Source organism: Agarivorans sp. QJM3NY_30 (genome assembly GCF_050870855.2).
Classification (GTDB): Bacteria; Pseudomonadota; Gammaproteobacteria; order Enterobacterales; family Celerinatantimonadaceae; genus Agarivorans.
Genome location: NZ_CP194038.2, coordinates 533,145 through 557,978, shown reverse-complemented (window position 1 = coordinate 557,978; position 24,834 = coordinate 533,145). Strand labels below are relative to the sequence as shown.

The 24,834-nt window shown below is 45.5% G+C and carries 27 protein-coding genes; 8 read left to right on the top strand and 19 right to left on the bottom strand.

Annotated features, from left to right (window positions below; genetic code table 11):
* Positions 1-21 precede the first annotated feature (21 nt).
* The 3 genes from ACRRSX_RS02520 to bioH all read right to left on the bottom strand — a co-directional run bounded on the left by ACRRSX_RS02520 (position 22) and on the right by bioH (position 2,026).
* Positions 22-933 carry a putative metalloprotease CJM1_0395 family protein gene (locus tag ACRRSX_RS02520; RefSeq protein ID WP_432454775.1) on the bottom strand — a complete coding sequence of 304 codons (912 nt, stop codon included), beginning with the start codon at positions 931-933 and terminating at the stop codon, positions 22-24.
* Position 934: 1 nt separating this feature from the next.
* Positions 935-1,168 carry a hypothetical protein gene (locus ACRRSX_RS02515; protein WP_432454776.1) on the bottom strand — a complete coding sequence of 78 codons (234 nt, stop codon included), beginning with the start codon at positions 1,166-1,168 and terminating at the stop codon, positions 935-937.
* Positions 1,169-1,252: 84 nt separating this feature from the next.
* On the bottom strand, positions 1,253-2,026 hold the full coding sequence (bioH, locus tag ACRRSX_RS02510) for a pimeloyl-ACP methyl ester esterase BioH (RefSeq protein WP_432454777.1): 774 nt from the start codon (positions 2,024-2,026) through the stop codon (positions 1,253-1,255).
* A 34-nt stretch (positions 2,027-2,060) separates the two neighbouring features.
* On the opposite strand from bioH, the gene ACRRSX_RS02505 reads away from it, so the two are divergent.
* Both ACRRSX_RS02505 and nfuA read left to right on the top strand, forming a co-directional pair.
* Positions 2,061-2,783 (top strand): ComF family protein, encoded by a 723-nt coding sequence (locus ACRRSX_RS02505; RefSeq protein ID WP_432454778.1) that lies wholly within the window; start codon positions 2,061-2,063, stop codon positions 2,781-2,783.
* Between the two features lie 162 nt (positions 2,784-2,945).
* Entirely contained in the window at positions 2,946-3,524 is a 579-nt protein-coding gene (nfuA, locus tag ACRRSX_RS02500; RefSeq protein WP_432454779.1) for a Fe-S biogenesis protein NfuA, read from the top strand.
* A 56-nt stretch (positions 3,525-3,580) separates the two neighbouring features.
* Here the strand turns inward: nfuA and gpsA are convergent, their stop codons facing one another.
* From gpsA to ACRRSX_RS02485, 3 genes are all read right to left on the bottom strand, one after another.
* Complete coding sequence (gpsA, locus tag ACRRSX_RS02495; RefSeq protein ID WP_432454780.1) at positions 3,581-4,588, bottom strand: NAD(P)H-dependent glycerol-3-phosphate dehydrogenase; 1,008 nt, start codon at positions 4,586-4,588, stop codon at positions 3,581-3,583.
* Positions 4,588-5,064 carry a protein-export chaperone SecB gene (gene secB / locus ACRRSX_RS02490; protein WP_432454781.1) on the bottom strand — a complete coding sequence of 159 codons (477 nt, stop codon included), beginning with the start codon at positions 5,062-5,064 and terminating at the stop codon, positions 4,588-4,590. Before secB ends, gpsA begins: the two co-directional genes overlap by 1 nt.
* Before the next feature lie 70 nt (positions 5,065-5,134).
* A complete protein-coding gene (locus tag ACRRSX_RS02485) occupies positions 5,135-5,563 on the bottom strand; it encodes a rhodanese-like domain-containing protein (protein ID WP_432454782.1) in 429 nt (142 codons plus the stop codon).
* Positions 5,564-5,816: 253 nt separating this feature from the next.
* Here ACRRSX_RS02485 and gpmM point away from each other — a divergent pair, with 253 nt between their 5' ends.
* From gpmM to ACRRSX_RS02470, 3 genes are all read left to right on the top strand, one after another.
* Positions 5,817-7,349, top strand: a complete 1,533-nt coding sequence (gpmM, locus tag ACRRSX_RS02480) for a 2,3-bisphosphoglycerate-independent phosphoglycerate mutase (protein WP_432454783.1) — start codon at positions 5,817-5,819, stop codon at positions 7,347-7,349.
* 61 nt (positions 7,350-7,410) lie between these two features.
* Positions 7,411-8,544 (top strand): murein hydrolase activator EnvC family protein, encoded by a 1,134-nt coding sequence (locus tag ACRRSX_RS02475; protein ID WP_432454784.1) that lies wholly within the window; start codon positions 7,411-7,413, stop codon positions 8,542-8,544.
* Entirely contained in the window at positions 8,532-9,323 is a 792-nt protein-coding gene (locus tag ACRRSX_RS02470; protein WP_432454785.1) for a divergent polysaccharide deacetylase family protein, read from the top strand. The genes ACRRSX_RS02475 and ACRRSX_RS02470 overlap by 13 nt, the downstream gene beginning before the upstream one ends.
* Positions 9,324-9,334: 11 nt before the next feature.
* Here the strand turns inward: ACRRSX_RS02470 and ACRRSX_RS02465 are convergent, their stop codons facing one another.
* The 7 genes from ACRRSX_RS02465 to ACRRSX_RS02435 all read right to left on the bottom strand — a co-directional run bounded on the left by ACRRSX_RS02465 (position 9,335) and on the right by ACRRSX_RS02435 (position 17,017).
* The gene (locus ACRRSX_RS02465) at positions 9,335-9,571 is read right to left on the bottom strand and encodes a YkgJ family cysteine cluster protein (protein WP_432454786.1); all 237 of its coding nucleotides are present in this window, start codon (positions 9,569-9,571) and stop codon (positions 9,335-9,337) included.
* Positions 9,572-9,883: 312 nt separating this feature from the next.
* The gene (locus ACRRSX_RS02460; protein WP_432454787.1) at positions 9,884-14,305 is read right to left on the bottom strand and encodes a pilus assembly protein; all 4,422 of its coding nucleotides are present in this window, start codon (positions 14,303-14,305) and stop codon (positions 9,884-9,886) included.
* On the bottom strand, positions 14,305-14,706 hold the full coding sequence (locus ACRRSX_RS02455; RefSeq protein ID WP_432454788.1) for a type IV pilin protein: 402 nt from the start codon (positions 14,704-14,706) through the stop codon (positions 14,305-14,307). The genes ACRRSX_RS02460 and ACRRSX_RS02455 overlap by 1 nt, the downstream gene beginning before the upstream one ends.
* Positions 14,707-14,711: 5 nt before the next feature.
* On the bottom strand, positions 14,712-15,224 hold the full coding sequence (locus ACRRSX_RS02450) for a pilus assembly PilX family protein (RefSeq protein WP_432454789.1): 513 nt from the start codon (positions 15,222-15,224) through the stop codon (positions 14,712-14,714).
* Positions 15,225-15,226: 2 nt separating this feature from the next.
* Entirely contained in the window at positions 15,227-16,018 is a 792-nt protein-coding gene (locus ACRRSX_RS02445) for a PilW family protein (RefSeq protein WP_432454790.1), read from the bottom strand.
* A complete protein-coding gene (pilV, locus tag ACRRSX_RS02440) occupies positions 15,988-16,506 on the bottom strand; it encodes a type IV pilus modification protein PilV (protein WP_432454791.1) in 519 nt (172 codons plus the stop codon). Before pilV ends, ACRRSX_RS02445 begins: the two co-directional genes overlap by 31 nt.
* Positions 16,475-17,017: a GspH/FimT family pseudopilin gene (locus tag ACRRSX_RS02435; protein ID WP_432454792.1), complete on the bottom strand. Its 543-nt coding sequence runs from the start codon at positions 17,015-17,017 to the stop codon at positions 16,475-16,477. The genes pilV and ACRRSX_RS02435 overlap by 32 nt, the downstream gene beginning before the upstream one ends.
* A 360-nt stretch (positions 17,018-17,377) precedes the next feature.
* Between ACRRSX_RS02435 and ACRRSX_RS02430 the strand changes: the two genes are divergently transcribed.
* Positions 17,378-17,800 (top strand): hypothetical protein, encoded by a 423-nt coding sequence (locus ACRRSX_RS02430; protein WP_432454793.1) that lies wholly within the window; start codon positions 17,378-17,380, stop codon positions 17,798-17,800.
* 18 nt (positions 17,801-17,818) lie between these two features.
* Positions 17,819-18,193, top strand: a complete 375-nt coding sequence (locus ACRRSX_RS02425; protein WP_432454794.1) for an acetyl-CoA sensor PanZ family protein — start codon at positions 17,819-17,821, stop codon at positions 18,191-18,193.
* Between the two features lie 51 nt (positions 18,194-18,244).
* On the opposite strand, the gene glpX is transcribed toward ACRRSX_RS02425, so the two are convergent.
* Both glpX and ACRRSX_RS02415 read right to left on the bottom strand, forming a co-directional pair.
* A complete protein-coding gene (gene glpX, locus ACRRSX_RS02420; RefSeq protein ID WP_432454795.1) occupies positions 18,245-19,252 on the bottom strand; it encodes a class II fructose-bisphosphatase in 1,008 nt (335 codons plus the stop codon).
* Positions 19,253-19,318: 66 nt separating this feature from the next.
* The gene (locus ACRRSX_RS02415; protein WP_432454796.1) at positions 19,319-19,909 is read right to left on the bottom strand and encodes a DUF4202 domain-containing protein; all 591 of its coding nucleotides are present in this window, start codon (positions 19,907-19,909) and stop codon (positions 19,319-19,321) included.
* A gap of 187 nt (positions 19,910-20,096) precedes the next feature.
* Here ACRRSX_RS02415 and ald point away from each other — a divergent pair, with 187 nt between their 5' ends.
* Positions 20,097-21,212 (top strand): alanine dehydrogenase, encoded by a 1,116-nt coding sequence (gene ald / locus ACRRSX_RS02410; RefSeq protein WP_432454797.1) that lies wholly within the window; start codon positions 20,097-20,099, stop codon positions 21,210-21,212.
* A 63-nt stretch (positions 21,213-21,275) separates the two neighbouring features.
* Here ald and ACRRSX_RS02405 read toward each other — a convergent pair whose 3' ends face one another.
* The 4 genes from ACRRSX_RS02405 to ftsE form a co-directional block, all read right to left on the bottom strand.
* Positions 21,276-21,758, bottom strand: coding sequence for a DUF4357 domain-containing protein (locus ACRRSX_RS02405; RefSeq protein WP_432454798.1), 483 nt, complete (start codon positions 21,756-21,758; stop codon positions 21,276-21,278).
* 97 nt (positions 21,759-21,855) lie between these two features.
* A complete protein-coding gene (gene rpoH / locus ACRRSX_RS02400; RefSeq protein WP_432454799.1) occupies positions 21,856-22,704 on the bottom strand; it encodes an RNA polymerase sigma factor RpoH in 849 nt (282 codons plus the stop codon).
* Positions 22,705-23,188: 484 nt separating this feature from the next.
* Entirely contained in the window at positions 23,189-24,148 is a 960-nt protein-coding gene (ftsX, locus tag ACRRSX_RS02395; protein ID WP_432454800.1) for a permease-like cell division protein FtsX, read from the bottom strand.
* A complete protein-coding gene (gene ftsE / locus ACRRSX_RS02390) occupies positions 24,145-24,828 on the bottom strand; it encodes a cell division ATP-binding protein FtsE (protein WP_432454801.1) in 684 nt (227 codons plus the stop codon). The genes ftsX and ftsE overlap by 4 nt, the downstream gene beginning before the upstream one ends.
* Positions 24,829-24,834 lie beyond the last annotated feature (6 nt).

The following is a 24,834-nucleotide window of genomic DNA, read 5'->3' as shown; positions in this document are numbered from 1 at the left end:
GACAGAAGAGCTTTGAAATAGTTAAGCCATTAAACTGAGTTGTGCGCTCTGCCTAAAATGACTGGCACTGGCATAGCGCTGCTGAATCTGCTGATTTCTCTGAGCCATTTGTTCGGCAATATCAGGATAACGTTGTTGTAAATCTTTCGCTTGTTGCTGCTGAAGTTGCTGATAATCGCTCGGTGCAGCTACATCATTGACTGCCGATTCAAAAGCAGATTCTTGCTCATCGGAAGCCAACAAGCCTGGCATCTGAGTTTGGCTAAGCTGTGCTTGAGCCGCTGCCGCTTTTTGTTGTGCCTGCGCAGCAACCTGACGATCTTGTGCTGAGGGCTCGGCTGGCGCTAACGCAGCACGTTGCACTTGATCCATCTTTGCGATAGTCGCCTGAGGATCGCCAGCGACTTCACTGGTATCAATAGATACCTCTCCGCCAACCGCATACTGCTTACCGTCGGCACCGCGTTCAAGCTCAAAATTAGCACCACTGGTGTATTGTCCACCAACCGCTTGATGCTGAGATTCATGTAAACGAACTTCACGATCACGCGCGACGAGCTCATCCAGCGCCTTCTGTTCACTTTCACTAAATTGATTTTGGTTGGTTTGCTTGCTACTGGCTTGATCTCCACCAGATTTTTGCTCTGACTGCTGCTGTGAGTCTTGTTGTTCTTGCTGTTGCTGCTGTTCACGACCTTGCGCATCACGCTCTGTCACTTTAGTGAATTGCTGCTCTTGAACACTGGGGTACTGCACCGGAAGCGAAGGTTTGCCGCGGTCCTTCTCGGCCCCTACCTCTGGCTCTTTCGCAAAGCTGCCAACCTCTTTAGGCTGAGCAATCACTTCACGCCGCATATTATCCCGTTTGGCTGAATCGGTCGGCGGACTCAGCGTATTAGGAAAAACATTGGGAAGGCTCACGCTAATGTTCATGTTAAGCCTCAATATCCAAGATTGAGCCGAGCATTTTTGATTCGGTATCAATCACTTTGGCACCCGCCTTAACGTATAACTCAGCCTGATTCAAACTCACCACAGCATCTACAACTTCATTCTGTCGTGGCTCACGCCCCGCGGCGACCTCAGCGAGAGATTGAGCACTTTGGCTAACTTTTTGATTAGCATTGGCAATAATTTGAAAGCCATTGCTCGCAGCACCAATCTGCATTTCCCCCTCCCAATATTTGCCAAAACTTAAGCGATCACTAAAACTTAAGCGATCACTAAACAAATTGTAGCAAACTGCTCACTTTTAAACCACTAATGACCGGGAAAAGTCGATCAGGCGCTCAGCAAATAACTGCTTCTCTGAAATAAAAGGAGCGTGTGAAGAGCTCGCAAAGCAATATTGCTGTGCGTCGAGATTCAGCTGCGCATGCTCGGCGATAGCAGCCTTTGGCACCAGCGAGTCATTACGACCATACAGTTGTAACCAAGGCAAATCGATTTGACCCACTTGGGGACGCAAATCTTCACTTTGTAACAAACTCAAGCCCTGCCTCAAAGCGTCTAAGCAAGGCAAAGGTCGCTCTGCTAACAAATGACGCAGTTGTTTAATATCCTGCTTCGCATGAGGACTTCCCATTGCTTGAATTGCCAGAAATTGCTGCAGGGTTTTGACAAAATCGAGCTCTAAGCCCTGAGCAAACCCTTGTAGCACTTTACTTGGGATCCCGGGCCAATCATCCTGTGCGACAAAATGTGCGGAGCTAGCCACACTCACTAATGACGATAAACGCTCTGGAAAACTTAAGGCAGCTTGCATCGCCACCAAGCCGCCCAAAGACCACCCCAACCAAATAGACTGCTCCGGCACCTGCTCAGCAATAGCCTCAGCTATGTTTTGTAAGCTTAACTGTGGCAAAGCGGTCGAATAACCAAAACCAGGTAAATCCACCATATATAAACAAAAATGGGGACTGAGCAGTTCGCTTAGCGGCTGCCAAACCGCACTATTCAAGCCCCACCCGTGAAGTAATACTAAAGCAGGCCCTGCTCCTTGACTCTCACAATACAACTGACTCATCTACACTTACTTATTGATCATTAGGAAAGAATGAATGTTATCGAGTTTCGCAGCCACTTTAAACCGAACTCTCAAGCAATCCAGCCAATGTGACTTTTGCTTACAAAGCAAAGCAGTCAACTTGGCATGCTGTGAGCATTGTGCCCGCTTATTACTCGGCCAAGCGCATCCCCGTTGTGAACGCTGTTTCTTAGCCCTCGCAGAACCCGGAATATGCGGTGAGTGCCAACAACAAGAACTCTATTTTGATCATATATTTTGTCTCGGCGATTACCAGTGGCCCTTAAGCCCAGTGATAAAAACTTATAAATACGCCAAACAAGCTCATCTAGCCAAACCCTTAAGTCAGCTACTTTGGCAACAAATCGAACGCCAGCCCATGGCCCGACCCGATGCACTATGTTCGGTCCCCATGCATTGGCTGAAACGCTGGCGACGCGGCTTTAACCAAAGTGAATTACTCTGTCAGCAAGTCGCAGCGCTATCGGGCCTCCCCTATCAAGCCGTGTTAAGCCGCCAACACGCAGGAAGCAATCAAGCCACCCTGAATCGCACCCAACGCCAGCGTTCATTGACAAGCAGTTTTAGCTGCAAAGTCAGAAATATACAGCCCCACTGGGCGTTGATTGATGATGTTGTCACGACAGGGAGTACCGCCAATGTACTGGCTAAGTTACTTAAACAAGCTGGCGCTCAACAAGTAGATATCTGGGCACTGGCGCGCACCCCGAAGCCCAACTCATCCAGCCAAGCATAAGCTAAGTCACAGACTATTCTTGCTAACCTTCATGATAAAATTTACCCTAGTTGCTATCGTCGGGATTGAAAAACCATCGCTAGCTATCAATAGACCCTAGTCGTGCGAATAAAAAAGCCGTACAATATAACCTAGCAATTTACTCAGGTATCGAGGAAGCAGATGGTATCGATCTCAGAAACAGCACAACAACATTTTGTTAAGCTGTTAGAACAACAGCCTGAAGGCACTAACATCCGTGTATTCGTCGTCAACCCCGGCACGCCTAGCGCCGAATGTGGTGTATCTTACTGCCCACCAGAGTCAGTTGAAGATGATGATGTGCAACTCCCCTTTAACGGCTTTAACGCAATGGTAGACACAGCCAGTGCACCCTTTTTGGAAGATGCCGAAATTGATTTTGTGACAGACAAAGTAGGCTCTCAGCTCACACTAAAAGCACCGAATGCAAAAATGCGTAAAGTGGATGATGACGCGTCATTGATTGAGCGTGTTGAATACGTCATTGAAACCCAAGTGAATCCAAATCTTGCCTCTCATGGCGGAAAAGTAAGCATTATTGAACTCACCGAAGAAGGCGTGGTGATTTTACAATTTGGTGGGGGCTGTAATGGTTGTAGCATGGTTGATGTTACGCTCAAAGAAGGGATCGAAAAACAGTTACTTGAAGCCTTCCCCGGCGAACTCACGGGTGTGAAAGATGTCACCGAGCACCAAGCGGGTGAGCATTCTTATTATTAGAGCGCAAACAAAAAAGCCTACACTAGCGTAGGCTTTTTTAACTCTGGTAGCACTCACTATTCTTCTCGCTGATCGCGAGCCAGTAAATCAATGGCCGCTTGTTGGGCTGATTTCGCTTGATACAAGACCTGATAAACTTGCTCAACAATCGGCATTTCTACGCCCATACGTTGTGCCAGCATGTAGACTTCTTTAGTATTGCGATATCCCTCAACCACTTGACCAATTTCGGTTTCGGCTTGCGCAAATGATTTCCCCTGACCTAAAGCTAAACCAAAGCGACGATTACGACTTTGATTGTCGGTACAGGTCAGAACTAAATCACCAAGCCCTGCCATTCCCTTAAAGGTTTCCGGATCCGCGCCTAAGGCTTTCCCCAAGCGAGCCATTTCACGTAAACCCCGAGTAATCAGTGCTGTACGCGCATTTGCGCCAAAACCCAATCCATCTGCCAGACCCGCACCAATGGCAATCACATTCTTCACTGCGCCGCCAAGCTGTACCCCAACGATATCGTTATTGGTATATACCCTAAAGCTACGCTCACAATGCATGACCTTCGCTAAGTAACGAACAAAATCAGCATCTGAAGAAGATGCTGAAATAGCGGTCGGTAAACCGGCAGCTAACTCTTTGGCAAAAGTAGGTCCTGAAATCACAGCAATTGAACGCTGTTCTCCCAGAACTTCCATTGCAACTTCAGAGAGCAAATGACCAGTATTTGCCTCGAGCCCCTTAGTCGCCCAAGCAACCCGCGAATCTTGGTTCAGCATCGGTTTAATTTGCCGCATCACATCGGCAAACGCAAAGCTTGGCACCACCACTAACAAGTTATCGCTTTGAGCGACAGCTGTAGCCAAATCGGCCTCTAACTCCAAGCTATCGGGAAAACGGACACCGGGTAGAAAGTCTCGATTCTCTCGATCGGCATTCAAGGCCGCTACGTGCTCAGGCTCATGACCCCATAACACCGTACGTTGTCCATTGCGCGCAATGGCGATAGCTAATGCAGTCCCATAGGAGCCTGCACCCAATACGGTCATGGTGGCTTTCATAGTGCTCATTAAGCGTCTGCTGTCGCCGCTTGTTGTTGTTCTGCTTGCTGTTGCACATAGTTAGCAAACAAAGCATCAAAGTTAACTGGTGCTAGGTTGATTTGTGGGAATGAACCGCGGTTCACTAGGTTCGATACGGTTTCACGTGCATAAGGGAACAAAATGTTTGGACAGTAGGCATTAATCGCGTGCGCCAATTGAGGCTCAGGCATGTTACCAAGAGTAAAGATCCCCCCCTGATGAACTTCGCATAAAAACGCTGTTTTATCTTCAACGTTTGCAGTCACAGTCAGCGTTAATACAACCTCGAATACGTTATCCGCTAACTTATTGCTAGAGGTGTCGAGGTCAACTTTAATTTCTGGTTTCCATTCTTTCTGAAATACTTCTGGTGAATTTGGAGTTTCAAAAGAAATGTCTTTAGTGTAGATGCGTTGAATTGCAAATTCTACTTGTGGCGCTTCGGTGGTTGCTGCTTCAGCCATAATAATTACCTTAGAAATATGTATTTAAAATTGTTTCATCGCAACTCAAATTGCGATTTAAAACGCGATCTTACTTCTTAGTGATCGGTAGATTTGCTGATTTCCACTCGGTCATACCGCCACGTAAGTTATACACTTTGGTAAAGCCGCCTTTAATCAGTGCGTTAGCCGCTGAGCCAGAACGCATCCCTGTTTCACATACCACGATAATGGGGCTAGTCTTTAAGTTTTCAATGGGCTTGAAGTTATTAGCCTGGATTTGAGTCAAAGGAATGTGACGAGCGCCCGCAATAAAGCCTTTTTTATACTCATCATTGGTTCTGACATCTACCACAACCGCATCTTCTTTATTGATCAGCAAAGTCGCTTCATGATTACCCACCGAAGTCACTTTTGACAATAGTGGTTGAATAAAACTGTAGATAACGGCCCCAAATAAACCCACCCAAGCCAATGAAAGGATGGGGTTATTTCCAAAAAATTCGACAACTTGCTGCATAGTAAGCGTATTCCCAGTTAAGCAAATAGTTAGTGATATTGGGGCGAGAGTATACACCCGAGTGTAAAAAATAGCAGCTATCCGCAACGCAGAAGCGTGTAAATTCACCAACAAAAGAGTAAGCAACTAAAAATCAGAGATAAAACAACTAATCTCGGCTGAATTGCGTTCAATCAGGTGACTCAGCCAAAAAATGTAGTAATATTTCAGGAATTCGTTTCTATTTTTACATTTACCGATTGAGGAAATTGCAATGTCTGCAAGCAAAAAGCCTTTAGCATTAATCATTATGGATGGCTGGGGCCACCGCCAAGACAGCGCCAATAACGCTGTGGCAAACGCCAACACTCCAGTACTAGACAACCTTTGGAACACCAATGCCAGCACCTTAATTTCAGGCTCTGGTCTGGATGTAGGCCTGCCGGATGGACAGATGGGTAACTCCGAAGTAGGACACACCAACATTGGCGCCGGTCGCGTGGTTTATCAAGAACTGACCCGTGTCGGTAAAGCAATTACAGACGGTGACTTCTTTAGCAACGAAGTATTACTTGGTGCAGTCAATAAAGCGGTTGCCGCTGGTAAAGCCGTTCATATTATGGGTCTATTGTCTCCAGGTGGTGTTCATAGTCATGAAGACCACATGCTTGCTGCCATCGAATTGGCCGCCAAACAAGGTGCAAAAAACATCTACTTACACGCTTTCCTTGATGGCCGTGATACACCACCTCGCAGCGCGCAAGGTTCAATTGAAAAGTTCGATGCTAAATTTGCCGAAATTGGCACTGGCCGAATTGCTTCATTGGTTGGTCGCTACTACGCCATGGATCGTGATAACCGCTGGGAACGTGTAGAAGAAGCCTACCAATTGCTGAGCGAAGGCAAGGCTGACTACAGCTACGCTAACGCAACTGAAGCTTTAGCGGCTGCTTACGCGCGTGAAGAAAACGACGAATTTGTGAAAGCTTCGGTGGTCGGAGAAACTGCCGCCAGCATGAATGACGGCGATGCGGTTTTATTTATGAACTTCCGTGCCGACCGCGCGCGCGAAATTGCGCGTTGTTTTGTAGAGCAGGACTTCAACGGTTTTGAACGCGCTAAAGTACCAGCTTGTGAGTTTGTAACTTTAACTCAGTACGCAGCTGATATTAAAGCGCCTTGCGCCTTCGGCCCTAGTGACTTGGTAAACACCTTGGGCGAATGGCTAGAAAAAAATGACAAAACACAGCTACGTATTTCAGAAACTGAAAAATACGCGCACGTGACTTTCTTCTTTAATGGCGGCAAAGAAGATGCGTTTGTTGGTGAAGATCGAGAGCTGATCCCATCGCCTAAAGTTGCAACTTACGACCTGCAACCAGAAATGAATTCTGAAATGTTAACGGATAAGTTTGTGGCTGCCATCGAAAGTGGTAAATACGACGTGATCATCTGTAACTACCCGAATGGCGATATGGTTGGCCATACAGGTGTTTACGAAGCCGCAGTAAAAGCCTGTGAAGCCGTCGATAAATGTATTGGCCGTTTAGTTGAAGCACTAGACAAAGTCGGCGGTGAATGCCTGATTACCGCAGACCATGGTAACGCAGAACAAATGGTAGACCCAAAAACTGGCGGGATCCACACTGCACACACTAACTTACCTGTACCGCTGATCTACCATGGTCGTGCAGCCACCCCCGTTGAAGGAGGTCGCCTAAGCGATATCGCACCAACCATGCTTAGTTTAATGGGTTTAGAGACCCCTGCAGAAATGACTGGCAAGGTATTGATGAATTTGAAATAATGGTTTGATGAATGAGCCTATTTCACACTTGTTTCAGCGTGTCGTAAGGCACGTTGTTAGCTTGAATCGCGCCAGCCTTATTGCTGGCGCTTTGCTATTGCTAAGCCCTCAACTTGCCGCGAATCAACAGCAGCAATTAATCGATGTACAGCAGCAACTCAAGCAGCAACAGCAACAACTGACGCAGCGTAAAACTCAGATAACCAAAGCACAACAGCAACTGCGACAACAAGAACTTGCTTTAGCTGATTCCAATCAACAGCTACGCAGCCTCAATCTACAGTTAGCAGAATCCAAAGCCCAACAACAACACATCCAAGCCAATATGCAGGGTTTGGAACAACAACTTCAGCAGCAACAACAAGCCCTAAAAGCACAGCTCAAGAGTGCCTATCAAGCAGGCCACAGTGACTATCTGAAGATGCTACTCAACCAACAAGATCCTGCGCGATTAGAACGAATGTTGCAGTACTATCACTATTTAGCCAAAGCTCGCCGTGAAGCGTTGGTGGCTGTCGCGGATAAACAGCTTGAACTGAGTCAAGCGCAACTGCAGCTCAATGAAAATCGACAGCAGTTAGCTCAATTACTTGCCCAACAACAACAACAGCAACAGCAATATCAAAAACAACAGCGCCAACGCAAACAACAATTACAACAACTCAACCAACTTCAAAGCAGCGAAAAAAGTCGCTTAGAACAGTTGCAAATTAACGAGCAACATTTACAACAGCTGATCAGTCAACAAATCGAACAGCAACAACAGCTAGCCCTCAAACAGCATCTCGACAAAGCACCATTGCTAGGCCTAAGTAAGACCAAGGGCAAGCTACCATGGCCACTGAAGGGTAAAGTATTACATCGCTATAATAGCCAAAACCAAGGGCAAACTCGTTGGCAAGGTATGGTCATCGACTCTCATCCTGGCACCGAAATCAAAGCCATTGCGCCGGGAAATGTGGTTTTTGCCGATTGGCTACGCGGTTACGGATTAGTTGTTGCCATCGACCATGGCAAACAATATTTAAGCTTATACGGATATAACCAAAGCCTCAACGCGACCATTGGCCAACGGGTCAATACCGGAGAAACCATCGCCTATGCAGGGAATAGTGGGGGCCAGAGCACTAACGCCTTATTTTTCCAAATCCGCTACCAGGGTCAAACCCAAGATCCACAAAAATGGTTAGAGTAATCCTGATTTGGCTTAGCCTATGTGGCTGCAATACCGCGAGCGCGGGTCTGCTCAGTATCATTGTTGATGACGTGGGTAACGGCTATCAAGACTATCAACTACTCCAGTTAAACCCAGCAATCACCCTATCGGTCCTACCGGCAAGTCCCTACGCCAAAAACATCGCAGTACAAGCTCAACAACAGGCGCGAGAGGTGATGCTACACCTGCCCATGCAGGGAAGTCGCGATCTGAATTTAGGCCCCTACGGGCTGAGTACACAACTCGATGAATATGAATTCAAACGACGGGTATATGCTGCCATTCAAGATTACCCTGAAGCCACTGGTCTCAATAACCACATGGGGAGTCAGCTCACCCAACAGCCTCAAGAAATGGGCTGGTTGATGCAAGTATTGAACGAGCAACAGCTGTTTTTTGTTGATAGCCGAACCCACTTGGGCAGCGTCGCAGAAAAAACCGCTTTAATGTATCAAGTCCCCGTTTTACGTCGACATGTCTTTTTAGATCATATCGATAACCCGGTGAGTATTTACCAACAATGGCAACTGGCACTCAAGCTGAGTCGTAAATATGGTCATGCGATATTAATCGCCCACCCGCGGCCTAATTCGCTAGCCCTATTGCGCCAACTTACGTTACCTACAGATATTCAATTGGTAGGTTTAGCGCAACGTTTAGCATGGCAAAAGCAGCAATCATCCAGCGATCCCAACTTACGCATCGCCAATACAAACATCAATCAACAGCGCCCATCAATCCAAGACGGGGATAAATAAGCTGTGAAGCGCTAGCTCTGTGTTTGTATTTCTAAATGAATGAGATTGTCTAAGGCTTGCTGGCGGGTATCACCACACAACCAATGCGCCGCTTTAAAATCACGACACACTTGCGGCCGTTCTGGTTGCTCAAATATTTGACACAAATTGTCGATGTTCAAGTGGATACAACGCTCACCAGCGGCTTTATTTAAAGAGCTAATTGAAGGTGCGATACAACAAGCACCACAACCCATCCGGCATTGCATACTATGGTTCTCGGTAGCCAAAAGAGGCTAGTGTAGCAGAACCGTATATTAGACTCGCAACTAATAATTATCGAACTAATTATCTGTTCATTCTTGCTAGCGCAAATCACCACTAACTGCGTTATGTCTCTTGTAATTGGAGCCACTAGCTAGCTCATTTTATCCCTCCTTATCGGCAGATTTATGCTGCGTAATAAGTTGATCATATAATGAAGCAAATTGGGATAAATAAGCTAGCGCAAATCGGTAAACAATAGGCCTTGAATAAATTAAATACCTAACATGATGGCCCTTGACTTATTCTAGTAGACGCTAATATAAAGTGCGCAAACTTAAGCGGCCAGTTGGGGATTGGTAATCATCAAAGCACTTCACCGTTCCATCACTCAAAGTAATACAATTTTTCTCAATAATGCCTTCTTCTTTAACAGCATTATCTTGATCGAGATTGGGATTAATAATCACCGTTGGAGAGGATGGGATCCCGCCTTCCACAAGCTGATGAGAGCTATCATTATTAATGGTGTCGCCTTGATCATCTGCGTCGGTGTTCCCCTCGGTACCAGTGTTCCAAGTTAAACCAGAATGTAGGTTCATTTCCATGTACCAACCACTCCCCCCACCCGCACAAGCATCCGCGCTGGGCAATAAACTAGTAAAACTCAATTTATTGGCCAACAATAAAGTATTACTCACTTGGCGCTCACCATAATTATTGGTATTACCATCTGCGGTATTTATCAGGTCTAAATACCACCCCCGATGTTGACTCCAATCGATAACATTTTCGCTCAACAGTCGATTGCCGATCCGCGTGGCAGAATTAAAATCTTCTTTCTCGATGGTTTGCCGTAATAAGTTGTTATAAACATCTAAGCCATCAACCTTAGAGCGGCTCGAACTAAAAGCAACGTCATCTAATTTATCCCAAATTGCATAAACACTCTGAGTCGCTTCGCCAATCGCATTATTGTCGGTGGTCTCGATATATTTACCGGTACCAAAGGCCACCAAAACTCCAGCGGTAATGCCTTTAGGATGAGCGCCCACCGAAGGTCTAGAGGTAATCGCCTGCGCAGTGTAATTTACATCTGGCTTGTCTGGACTAACGGCCTTAAATAAGGGTTTATCACCCGCAATCGCGATCCCCCAACGACTGGAACTGGTCGCTGACACATCAAAAGCCCACATATTTCCAAACAAATCGCCCGCATAAATACGATCCGCAACCCCATCGCTATTGATATCGACTACCGCAGGGCTGGCTAAAGCATTCGGTCGCTGTTCACCCGTGGGATCATCGGCACTATCGACATGTGTATGCAGCGTCGCGATCAGACTACCGTCATCCAGATCCGCAATATAAAGCTTAGCTTCCGAGTCATCGGCGTTATAACCATTGGCAAAAATAACCCCAACTTTACCATTGGCCAATTTCGCGATAGTTGGCGCTGCCGCGCTCAAACCCAAGCCCGAAAAATCGCCAGTGGCACTAATTTCCCATTTTATCTTATCTTTATTCACGCGACTCATGTCGCTAACATCGATGGCATAGAAGCCCTTCGCGCCAGTACCTAAACGACCGACCGCCGTTGTCCGTGCCGAGGAGCCAACGCCATCGGTATAAGCCGTCACTCCACCATCAACAAAATACTGATGACTGTAAGTACTGCGCGTGAGGCTATTTAGCTTGCCATATACTTGACTCGGGACATAGGCCATCGCCTCTTCGCCGTTGGAAGCATTTATCACATGCACCATGCCATCATTAGCACCAAATACCAACACAGGGGTAGTCACTCGATGACCATTCACAGGCGCGACATAATAGGGGATCGAATGAATCACATCTCCTAGCACCGCCTCCCGAGCTCGCATACTGTAGCTCAAATCAGAAGCTTCATAAGTTCGCTCTCCCCGTAAATAATTAACCACCGCTGCGAGATAAGCGAGCTTGCTTTCATCGCTACCCTGTTGCCCTGCCAGTAAGTCATCAATCTGCGCTTCGCTTAAACCATGACTATCACCAAGCAAACTACTAGGGGGAGAAAACTTAACAATTTCATCACTCTCTGGATTACGGGTATAAATACTGCGTGAAGAGAATGCCATCGAGTCAATTTGCTCAGCCACACTCCAGATAGCTGAGGAGCTTAACTCGCCGTCAACATCAACCGAATAGGCTTTCACATCTCCATTCCAATGTTCACTATTAAAAGATGACTGATAGAGCAGCGTATCACTTTGTAGAAAATTGGAATTAAACACAGGCGAGCTCGCGGAGCGATCTCCTGCTAAGGTTTTATCTAAGGCTTTGGTGATTTGAGCCCCCAATTGTCCTGCATTAGTCACAGGGAAATAGCCATCGGGTTGACCGCTCGTTTCTGCATCCCATTCATTCGTATCGGGGAATTCGCTGCCATTCTCATCGTTAAAACCACCCCACTTTGCCGCATACCAAAGTGGTGACTTTAACTGGCCTGCTGTATTCCCATTTGGAAAAAAGTAGCGCGTGCGAGTCCAAGGTAAATCGGCAGTACTCGCTTCAAGCTTTCGAGTATTATTGGGGAAGGGCGCTTCTCTCTCACTAGGCGTATCAAGATAGTAGTTCACATGACCACCATCTTGATCTTTAACATCCAAATAAATACCGTCTTTGGTTGTGCCCGAAATCACATATCCGGCATGTTGGTGAATATCGCCTCTAGCGTAGGTCGAATCAAGGGTCAGCGCGACCCCCTTGGTCTTATTACAAGTGGCTTCGTTATCGCCAACATGAGGACATAAATCTTTGACCTCATAGCTATATTTAACCACCATATCCATATCATGATCGGCCCCTTGCTCAACGTCTTCGAAGGCAATTCGAAAAACCCCAGAAGTATCACTAAAGGATTCAACATAATAATCAACGATGGTATTAGTCGGTTGAAACGCCCCTTTATTCTTATTGATGCTATTTCCACCCACTGACTTGGCAAAAGGCACAACCGTAACCACCTTGTCATCAACTTTCACCCTCACCTCTGGCAAAGGTGAAGAAATCGCTACCACGCTGGTTTGAATATTCTGCTTACCTGATTTTGCTGGGAACAAATCTGTTTTATGTCCGTAATAAGCCACTCCAGCGGCGGAATAACTCCCCTCTTTAGTCGGCTCTTGAGGTGATAAACCTCGAATTTTGGCGAGTGAAGTCACCGCTTTGGCCGTAGGAGCCCCCCTAGTATCGGTGCTATCATCAATCGACTCACCAATAAAATAATTACCGGTAATGCCCTCTGTGGTAGAAATGGTATTCAGTAAGGTCGAAAGAGAAAAACCATCCAAGGTAGAGCCTTGGTAGGCATTGGTGAATTGGCCGCCAGGAAGTTCATCGGAGTCATAGGAAGGGTTAATGTCACTAATCACCAGATTATATGGGGCCGCACAGTACTCACGACCTTCAAAGGGATCATCCCAGCTTGCAATTGGCAAACCGAGGCCGTTGTCGATGCTCCCATTAGCAATGCTATATGACGGGCTCGCCAGTTTTTCACCATGAAAATACCTTAAACTCTCATAGAGCATTTCGCCCAGCGGGTTCCCCCACGATGAACATTCTCCATCAACGATCGCCCGAGTCGACACCCAACCACAATGATCGTAAGAGCTCCCGTTATAACCATATATTTTCAACTTGTCGATGCTGCGAACGATACCGTTCACGCCACTATTAAAGATCCCATTATTGGTATTAAGTTCGTCGCTAAAAGAGCCTACCCGTTTACGTAATACCCCTCCGGATAAGTTTTTTTGGTAACTGCCAGTGATTAAGCCAAAATCAATACTGCCATCCTCACCGTACTGATGTAATAACCCAGTCGGCTTATCGTTGCCATTGGGATAATGCTTACAATTACTCTCAAGCTTACCACTCACACAAACTTGAACTCGCACCACATAAGATTCATCAACACTGCCAGTCAGGACCGGAGCTTCCTTACTCGCCCAGTACCAAATATCGAATTCATCTTCAACAGCGGTCACATCAATTCCAAAGTTATTCCACTGTGCATTGTTCTTATTAATATTTTTAAGCATTACCAGCTTTGGCTGAGCGTTGCCATTACTGGAAAAAGTGGCGGTACCAAAAAAATGCTTATTGCCCGATAGCGGATTATCGAAAGGAGTGTAAGCACTCAGGTCATAATGATTGACCGCCTCAGAGGTATAGCTTTTCCCCCAAGAATGGGCATCCTGTGGAATATAAGCTCGCTCTAAGACCGTTTGACTAGAACTATCGACGTCTCGAAGACCACCATACAATACCGAGCGCAGTACATCCATACGAGACATGGTGAGGTAATTTAGAAAATCGCCACTCCACTGCGCTGCACCGCCACAGGTTTTTGAACCTGAAGTAGCCGCTTCGCCGGGCTCAAATTGTTGTTGCTGCTCGTTATAAGCATAACAACGCTGGCTATCGAAATAGCCGTAATAGTCAATTTGCGTTGGCTGATAAGTCGTATCTAATACCCCATCGCCATCTAAATCAGAAGCATCGTTATAGGCCTCATAGTACAAAGTATGATCACGCCCCATCACTAACATCACCATTGGTGCAGGTACAGTTGCGACATATAAAGGGACATCAGCAAGGTTTAAATTCGCCGCATTCAGCGAAAGTGAAGCCACACTAAAAGGCAATAGTAATAGGCCTAAAACCAGCTTTGATAGCTTGTGAAAGGTACTCATTACCAACACCCGCCACTAGAGGGTGTCGTTAAACCAGTACTATTAATGCTCATGGTGCCACAATGATCGCTGGCCTGAGCGGCCGTTGATTTTGGCGTCGCTGATAAGGTGTAAGCTGAAGCACTCATACCGCTCGTACTAAGCGTGTAATAATCACTAAAATTATGAGTGGGTGTATAAATAGTGAGGCTACCAGAGCTCGCGGCACCACTATAAGTCAAATTCATCGAGTAATAACTTTCCATATGTTGCGCAGCCTCTACCAGCGTTCGTTTTGCTTCCTCACGTCGAGTGGTTTGCACATGACTTAAATAACTGGGATATGCGACAGCCGCCAAGATCGCTACTATCGCCACAGTAATCATCACCTCTATCAGGGTAAAACCTTTAATCTGCTTCACTGCGACTACTCCATAAATGCAACATAGGATTGTAAATAAGTAACGGCACCACCCTCTCCTTGAGCACGAGCAGTAATTCTTAAAAAGCGTCGTTTCGGGATATTCACCCCCAATACCAAACCTGAATCAACCCCCGCATCTTCGATAATATAACGGGGCTCACCCGCTAACGCTTGGCCATTGGCATCTTTAACCACAACCATCTTATGCGCGATATCCCAATTACTGTTGGTTTGCCACCAATCTGCTGAGCCAAATTTTGCAGCTACCAACGAATTTGCAGTTGTCGGTTTGAGTAAGGCATCCACCGAGTAAGCCTGCTCTTTCACCACCTGCTCCGCTTCCCAAATGCCTGAATTGGCTCGAGCATAACTGACAGTATGGTCCTGATAGATTGCCGAGTTTTTACGACCACTACTCACCTGCTGGGCAATAGAGACCCCTATCATCGCGATAATAAGCACCATAATCAGCGACATAATTAGCGCCATACCGTATTGTCGTTGGAATTGTGGCATCGCTAAGATCCTACGTTTATTAGCAAAATGGTTTCGTTGACCACTTGCCGAAGTTTTTTATCTGAGATCGCGATATCTTCATCAAGCACAGAATAACGATTCTGATTGCTGAGGTTGCCCATCGGGACTTCTTGAGCGACCAACAATGCAACTTTAACTCGATTTATTTGCCGCCAGTCACTCACTTCACTGGCTTTATAATACTTATACTCATGTTCGTCCCGACTACCATAGAGTAACTGTAAACTATCGATATCCTGATCGAACACGGTGTCACCGCCGCTATCACGACATATCAGTTGATTGGTCGTGGATACGAAAAAGCTCAGGCTGGTACTACTATTGGCGGCCAGTTCGTCGCCGTTGCAGCTAAAAATACTACTGTTAGGTAGTGCGGCACCATAAAAACGCAAACTCACGACATCGGTATTGGGTTTGGCGCCAAGATAACTATTTTGATTCTCGAGTCCTTGAATAAACTGGCCTTCATCCCAAGTAAAACCCGCGCTATCTTCGCTATTCACCTGAGGTAAAAGGGTATTCTGGTAGAGCTGCTGAAAATCACGAAAACCCGCTTGTTGTAAATAAATCTGCAGTGTTTGCATACTCATTCTATTTTTACTAACTAATAAATGATTTGCCCGAGTCGCCTGGTAACTTTTTTTATCACCAATCAATGCGGCGTACAGCCCTCCCACCACCAATAAGGACAGCATTAAAGCAATCATCATTTCAACTAAACTAAAGCCTCGCTGTTGGCCCATCATCTTACCCACACGGCAACCTCGCTGCATTGATGCGCATTTCCCGATCGGTCCGCATCGCAATTGGCCACCCCAGAACCGGTCAAGTGAGCATCCCAAGTCATTCTCAGAGTCACCAAATTATTGACATGTTGTAAAGAGAATCGAAGCTGGGGAATGGAAGGGCTCACTCTGTCATACCAGTTACCAACCTCAAACGCAGCAAATTGTGCGCGAGTACAGCTCACGCTCCCAGAATCACAGTTAACAAAACTAGGCGCGACACCACTAGTCAAGTTTTCGGCATTAAACTCATTATTGCGCGCCGCCTCAGGCAAAGCCAAGACACGCTGTATCATATCCAACATAGCGGTATTTGCGGTTTGCGCAAAACGCGCTTGTTGCGCGGTATTCACCGACTGAATTTGCAAAGCCGCGTGACCCAGTAAACCAATCGAAACCACTACCAAAGCAATCAGCAATTCGATTAGAGTGAAGCCCTGAACCTTAGGGGCAATAACTGGTTGATGGCGACGCATACTCGATCCTCCCCATGCGTGTCAGCTCGATCCTTTGATCTTCAAACGCAGCCGATGGGCTACAAATTGTAAATATCCCAGCTAACGCGTGGCCGGAAGGGAAAAAACGCAGTAATACGCTATTTGAAGAAGTGGGGGTATATTGAAGTTTTGCCGACTTTGGGCTGGGATAGCTAACGATGATTTGATTAGCGTCACTTAAGCTGCCATCGCGATGTTCATCTAAATAAACCAGCCAACCAGTATTACCTCCCCAAGCCGAAGCACAACTGGTGCCACTCGATGTGGGACAAACATAGGTAGACAAATTATTACGAATCGCTTCTTGCTGTGCAACATTGAGACTACTGGCCAATAGATCCCGAGTGACACGCTGCTTACTATCTTCAATAAAACTTTGCATCGAGGGAACGGCGACCACCATAATAATCACTAAGATAGCGACGGCGATCAACAATTCAATCAGGGTAAATCCTCTATGCCTCAAGGTTCGTTTGCTTATACTGGGCATTGCTTATCATCCGTAACAGCGTTCTCTTCTAGCCACAACCTTGGAGAGAACATCCTATTTAATCAAGAATGTTGATTAAAGTCGGCAATATTCCAAAAAAACAACATATTAGAAACGGTATTCTGACAAACATCAAAACTTTGTACAATAAGCAAACAAATAATAATAGACAGCAGTCATAGTTCCAACTAGCGGATCCTGCCCTGCTTGCTTTACATCACCAGATACAAGCTTTAAAAAGCTTAATTAAGCGCTGGCAAACACAAAATCGATATTAAATATAGCTAATCGAGTTCAAGCTATTGGTTTGTGGGCAGAGAATGTGTAATCTAATTCCATCATTTTCTCAGCACCATATTTATGAAACTAATGCCCCTCCCCTCCTACGTTGATGAAGCTTATGTCAATAATGTTGTGAGCGATTGTATCAGTTTTATGAAAGGTACCGCCCCCTGGTGGATTCAGCAGTCGAGTTTGAATTGCCGAGAATCAAAGCAACTCATCAATCTTTTACTCGTCACTTTTAGTACTTGGCGAAAACGACAAACTCAACCGAACCATAAACGTAATATCGAACCAAACAATTTGTTTGATTTGAGTCCTTTGGTTTTCGATCTGAGCCACACCATTGACCAGTTGGCGAAGCTCGATCTTGAGTATTTAGACGATAATTTAAAGAAATCGCTATTGATGATTTGCCAGGAATCACAGTATTTTCTTAAAGACTGGCACAATTTAGATATCGAACAAATGTCTAAATCACCGCTTTCCAAAGTTTCCTAAGCAATCGTTACCGAAATCATGCGTTTATCTTTTCAGACAGCTACAATCTTGCCAAGCTTTTCCAAGGATTTAACTAAAATTTCACCGCATGTGAGCGAACAGCAATGGAGCCATTGGCAACAAGCGGAGCGACTCTATTACTGCGTATTTAATCAAAAAATAGTTGCTTATTGCCTACTAAGCACTGCGGGCAGCGGACTTCAAGTGAATCGTTTTATTGTGCGAGACATCACCCGACGACGCGGCATCGGCTTATTTATGTTTCAGCAATTACTGCAACTGGCTCAGCATAAACAATTAAATAAGCTGATATTTCCAAACAGTAATGATTCACCAGCTCTCGCTTTCTATCAGCATCTCGGACTCAATAACCAGTTAGAGTTTCAATTATAAAAAAACCAGAGCACTACTCTGGTTTTTGCTATTCACTCAAACAATCATCGCCTATAAGATAACAGCTTTAAGGTCTTCATTTTTGCGGTCAAGGTAATGCGTTGATTGGATCTTGCGAATGGTCCGTGTTTTACCACGAACCAATAGCGTTTCGGTGACCGCAATATTCCCTTGACGGTTGATCCCTTCCAGTAAATCACCTTTAGTAATGCCCGTTGCTGAAAAGATAACATTATCGTTTTTCACCAAATCGTTCAGCTGCAATACACGATTCACTTGAATACCTTGCTCTTCACAACGACGAATTTCTTCAGCCGCAATGACTCTATTTTCAGCATTGTCTTCTTTTACTTGATTACGAGGAATTAAACGGCCCTGCATATCACCGCCCAAGGCCCGGATCACAGCGGCAGAAATCACGCCTTCAGGAGCACCACCAACACAATACATCATGTCAACTTCACTCAGCGGCATACAGGCCAATACCGAAGCGGCCACATCCCCATCAGGAATAGCAAACACTCTCACACCAAGCTTTTGCATCTCTACAATCACTTGATCATGACGGGGCTTCGCCAAAGTAATCACCGTCATATCACTAATATTTTTGCCCAACACCGAGGCAACCATTTTAATATTGTGTTCAATAGACTGTTCAAGATCGATGGTGCCCTTAGCATTTGGTCCTACCACCAGCTTTTCCATGTACATGTCAGGCGCACGTAAAAATGCTCCCTTTTCACCCACAGCTAATACAGCCACTGCATTATTTTGACCCATCGCGGTCATGCGAGTCCCTTCAATCGGGTCAACCGCAATATCGACCGCTTCACCGCCAGTTCCCACCTTCTCACCAATGTATAACATTGGCGCTTCATCGATTTCGCCTTCACCAATAACGACTTCGCCTTCAATGTCCATATCATTAAGCATGATACGCATCGCCTCTACCGCTGCATTATCGGCAAGGTTTTTATCGCCTCGCCCCAACCATTTATAACCAGCCAATGCTGCAGACTCAGTAACACGGGAAAAACGAAATGCCAGATCTCTTCTCATCAGAAATGCCTAATCAACTAAAAACGGGCGAATACTAGCATAAGATTAGTATTTAATCAGCTGACTTCACGAAGCCAACGCCAGCTTAATCAGGTCACTCGCCTCACTTGGCAGCTTTAACGCTAAGGCCGCCTCGTGCCCTTGCTCCGACATTTTCCCCCAAGTTTTTTTAACGATACTGAGTACCTTATCTTGTTCATGTTTAGCCGCAAAATCGATAAAGTAATACTCTAGAAAGACCAAACAAATCACATCTTCCAAAGCTTGCGTTAGTGGGTTGCGTTTTAGCTTTTCTTTACGTAATAGGCCACAGACCTGCTCGATGCTGGCTTCCTCAAACTGATGTCGGCGCATAATATCACTACATAACTGTGCATGTTTTTTAGACAAATCGGTTCGCCATTTTAAATAACCTGTTCTACCCTCAGGATAATCACCTCGTGGCGACAACCAACGACCGATATGCTGGGCTCGAGCAGCGATCTGTAATTCAGGAGAAGGGGATGGCATAAACTCAAACAAAACTTTTGACATTCTTTGCCCATATAAAAGTTCTTTAGGATGTTCATAACCTAGTTCATCTAACTGCAGGTTTGGATCATTGAGGTTAAATAGATCAATATCGTCTAAGACCTTATTTAGAATATTTTGCTGCATACTTTGCCCCATTCTCATGACTTTGTTTTAGTCTTTAACATACTCTCAACATATCCTACCGAAAGGCAGAACTCAAGACAGAACCTTAGACTAAAAATGTGTTGCATTACTGGTGTTATTCACTATATTTTAAAAAAAAGAGCGGCATATATGACCAATATATTATATTTAAAAGGAGTTAAAAACTATGCTTATTGGCGTACCTAAAGAAATAAAAAATCACGAATATCGTGTTGGAATGACCCCAGCCAGCGTAAACGAACTGATTCAACATGGCCACCAAGTGCTTGTTGAAACTAACGCAGGAGCTGGTATTGGTTTTGCCGATAAAGATTATCAAGCGGTGGGTGCAAACATCGCCAATGATGCTGCCGAAGTTTTTGCCGCTGCTGACATGATTGTCAAAGTTAAAGAACCACAAGCAAGCGAGCGGGCAATGCTACGCGAAGATCAATTACTCTTCACCTACCTACATTTAGCACCCGACCCAGAACAAACCAAAGACCTTGTGAAATCTGGTGCCGTATGTATTGCCTATGAAACCGTCACCAGTGCGAAAGGCGGTCTACCACTACTTGCCCCAATGTCTGAAGTCGCGGGACGGATGGCCATTCAAGCTGGTGCTCTTGCGCTAGAAAAGTCAAAAGGTGGTCGCGGTCTACTATTGGGTGGCGTCCCAGGGGTAGAACCCGCTAAAGTCGCGATTATTGGTGGTGGCATGGTGGGACGCAATGCGGCACAAATGGCCGTTGGAATGGGGGCTGATGTTGCAATTTTAGACCGCAACATCGATGTACTACGAGCGATTGACGCCGAATATCACGGTAAAGTGAAAACCGTTTATTCAACCACTAGCAGTATTGAACAACATGTACTAGAAGCAGATTTAGTGATTGGCGGTGTTCTTCTACCAGGTGCTGCAGCGCCCAAATTAATCACCAAAGACTTGGTTAAACGCATGAAAGCGGGCAGTGCGATTGTTGATGTTGCAATTGACCAAGGCGGCTGTGCTGAAACTTCTAAAGCAACGACTCACCAAGATCCGATTTACATTGTTGATGAAGTCGTACACTACTGTGTTGCCAATATGCCAGGTGGCGTAGCCAGAACCTCAACCATGGCACTCAATAATGCCACCCTGCCCTACATCATTACTTTAGCCAACAAAGGTTACAAGCAAGCCTTATTAGATGACGAGCATCTACGAAACGGCTTAAATGTGATGCATGGAAAACTAACCTGCGCAGAGGTTGGAGAAGCGCTTCAACTAGAAAGCATCGACCCCTTAAGTTTATTAGCTTAAGTGTTAAGTGAATACTCTTAGCAAATACCAAGAGCGCGATTAAGCGCTCTTTTTCTTTCTCGTTTAGCGTTTCTTGCCATAGCCGCGATCTTTCAGGCTACGTCCCCACTTATCTAGCCAAGCATCCAGTCCGCTACGGGCGTTCCCGGCAATTAAACAAGCCGCCGAACTCGGACTAGAAAACTGATGATCACGCATAAACTCATAACCCTCACCCTGACGGCATAATACGTGTTCTTCCAGGAGCTGCTCACGCAAGGCCAACACTGCAGGGCGCAGCGACTCAGCCCCCCCGCCGTTAGCGGTAGAACCTTTGATCACCATAAAACCAGGTTTATTCTTAGCACCAACCGGATAACCATAGGCAACCGCCTGCTTTACACTAAAGGAATAATCGGCACTCAGTTCTTTGGTATTGCTCTGTGCCACTAACTCGCGTAAAGAAAGAAGTTGCTGATAGAGCTCTATCGGTATGATCGCCGCAGTTTTCCGGCCATCCCCATCAATCACAAAGTTTACTTTTGATAATTCGAAAGGACTGTCCATGTCAGGGCCATATTGAGAAGTTTGTGCAAATTTAACACAGCGGTGGGGCAGATTTGAATATAAAAAACCTCGCTAAGCGAGGTTTTTTATAAAGTTGTTATTCCATCGCAGCTTTCAGCTTTTTCATGGCATTTTTTTCTAGCTGGCGGATCCGTTCTGCCGATACTTGATAGTGGTCGGCCAACTCTTGCAAAGTAGCTTTATTATCATCCAACCAACGACGTTGTACGATAAAAGCATTCCGTTCATCTAAAGTAGCCAACGCGGCACGCAAGCGATTTGCGGCGGCAATTTCCCAATTTTCTTTTTCGACAAACTGCGCAACATCAGAAGATTTATCTTCTAAATACTGGATCGGCGCAAAACTGCCTTCACGCTCGTCATCATCAGAAGCCAGATCAAAAGCCTGATCTTGAGCACTCATCCGAGATTCCATTTCCAACACATCTTTGGTCGTCACACCGAGATTTTCGGCCACCATATTCACTTCATCGCGACTAAACCAACCCAAGCGTTTTTTTGACTTGCGTAGATTGAAAAACAATTTACGCTGCGCTTTGGTGGTCGCAATTTTTACCATTCGCCAATTACGTAATACGTATTCGTGGATTTCCGCTTTAATCCAGTGCACTGCAAAAGATACCAAACGAACACCAACACTCGGGTCAAATCGTTTTACGGCTTTCATTAAGCCTACGTTGCCCTCTTGAATCAAATCTGCTTGAGGGAGGCCATAACCCCCATAGTTTTTCGCGACATGAGCAACAAATCGCAGATGCGACATAACTAATTCACGAGCGGCGCTTAAATCACCATCTTCAAACAAACGAGTCGCGAGTTCTTTCTCTCGCTCAGCACTCAGCATCTCAATCCGATTTACTGATTGGATATAGGCCTCGATACTCCCTTGCGGGACTAACGCCATAGATGCAATCTTTTGATCCATATCAACCTCAATAATTTACTCGGTCAATGAGTCTATCATAGCCATTCAGCAAGATCTAACCCCTAAAACTTCCACTGGAACCTGCCTATTCAAGTATCTCAGCATGATAAATAAGATGCCACACATTGAATATAGTTCACAATTTATAATTTATTTAAAGTACGTTAAGCCACTGTTTAAATGGATTCATCTAATCAAGCACATCTAATGCTGATTAAGCTATAACAATAAAACCGCTAACATGATGAATAGCAAAAGATTTAATAATTAAAGATAAATATGGCTGTTTTACCACAAGGGGACAAGGCACAACCCTCGACACCTTCAATTTGATTGCTTGCTTCTTGGAAAGCAAAATGGGCTTGAGTACCACAGCGGCCATAAATGATTCATTGGATAGAGATTCTGCTTACGTCAAAAATAAACATCACCACTCACTAAAAGCTGGGTAGGAAATCAGGACTGTCCGCAAAAATCACAAGCACTAACTCGGTTCTATTTCTCGAATATGTCGACTCACAGACAACCAAGAAGCGGCTAAAGCAAGCAGCATAGAAAAACCAATTAAACTGCTAAATTCTCGAAAGGACAAACCCGCTAAATAAATCTCTTGCTGGTAGAGCAGACCGATCTGTTGCAGTGCATACTCGGTCCAAATCAGTAAAATATTGCATAATACCCAAGTTAATAAGCCACCAATTAAGCCGAACCAAAAGCCAGTATAAAGGAATGGACGACGAATAAAGGCATCAGTGGCCCCCACTAGCTTCATCACTTCAATTTCGCTACGACGGTTTAGAATATTCAAACGTAGGGTATTAATCACAATCAGGGCGACGGCACTCACTAACAGCAGAATTAGCAACCATGCCGACTGCTGTAACATACTAATAATCGTATCCAGACGCTGCAACCACTGCACATCTAAGCTGGCTTGTTGAACCAAGCTATGTTGTTGCAGACTGTCAAGCAGAGCTTGAGCTGCACTTGCATGACTAAAATCTAGGCTAGGTTGCACCAGCAATACATCAGGTAGGGGGTTTTCGGGAAGTAAGGCCAATACATCGTCAAATCCGCTGGTCTGCTGAAATTCAGCTAGGCCTTGTTGCTTACTGACTAAATCGACCCGCGCGACCTGTGGCATATCCGCAATATTTTGCTGCAGCTCATCACGCTGTTGTTCAGTGATATTCTGTTGTAAAAACAAACTAATTTGCGTATCACTTTGCCAATAACCTGTGAGTTGCTGGATGTTCTTTGTTGCCAGGTAAAAACTTGCTGGCAAGGCCAAACATACACCGATCACCGCAAGGGTTAGCATGGAACTGGCGGGGGTTCGCCATAGTTCACCTAAGCTTGCAACGCACTGCTGTAAATGACGAACCACAAACATAAGTATACGCTGCGGCAATGCCACTTTTACTGTTGGTTTCGCGCCTCTCATAAGGTTTGCTCCGCACCAGCACTCGACGAGGTCAGTAATTGACCATGTTGCAACACCAGCCGTTGGTAATGCAATTTTGCAATCAAGCTTAAATCGTGGCTGGCAATTAACACCGCCACGCCGACCCGATTAAACTCTTCAAATAAGCGGAAGATTTCTAAGGATAAAGCGGGATCTAGATTACCTGTCGGTTCATCGGCAATTAAAATCATCGGCTTATTGACCACAGCACGGGCAATCCCGACCCGCTGTTGTTCTCCACCCGATAGTGCGACCGGTACGCAATGAGCTTTATCCAGTAACCCCACCTTATCTAAGGCCGCGGCAACACGACGCTTAATATCATTCATACTATAACCTTCAATCACCAAAGGCAGCGCGACATTATCAAATACGCTTCGATCCATCAGTAATTTATGATCCTGAAAGATAACTCCCATTTGGCGACGTAGATAAGGGATCTTGCGATGAGCTAAACGGCTAATATCATCACCGTTGACCCATACTTTACCATCACTGGGTCGCTCCATCGCCGTAATGAGCTTGAGCAAAGTACTTTTACCCGCGCCCGAGTGACCCGTTAAAAAGGCCATTTGTCCTTGCTCTAAATGAAACGACACTTTTTGCAAGGCTCGTTGACTGCCGGGATATACCTTACTCACTTGCTCAAAACGGATCATAAATAG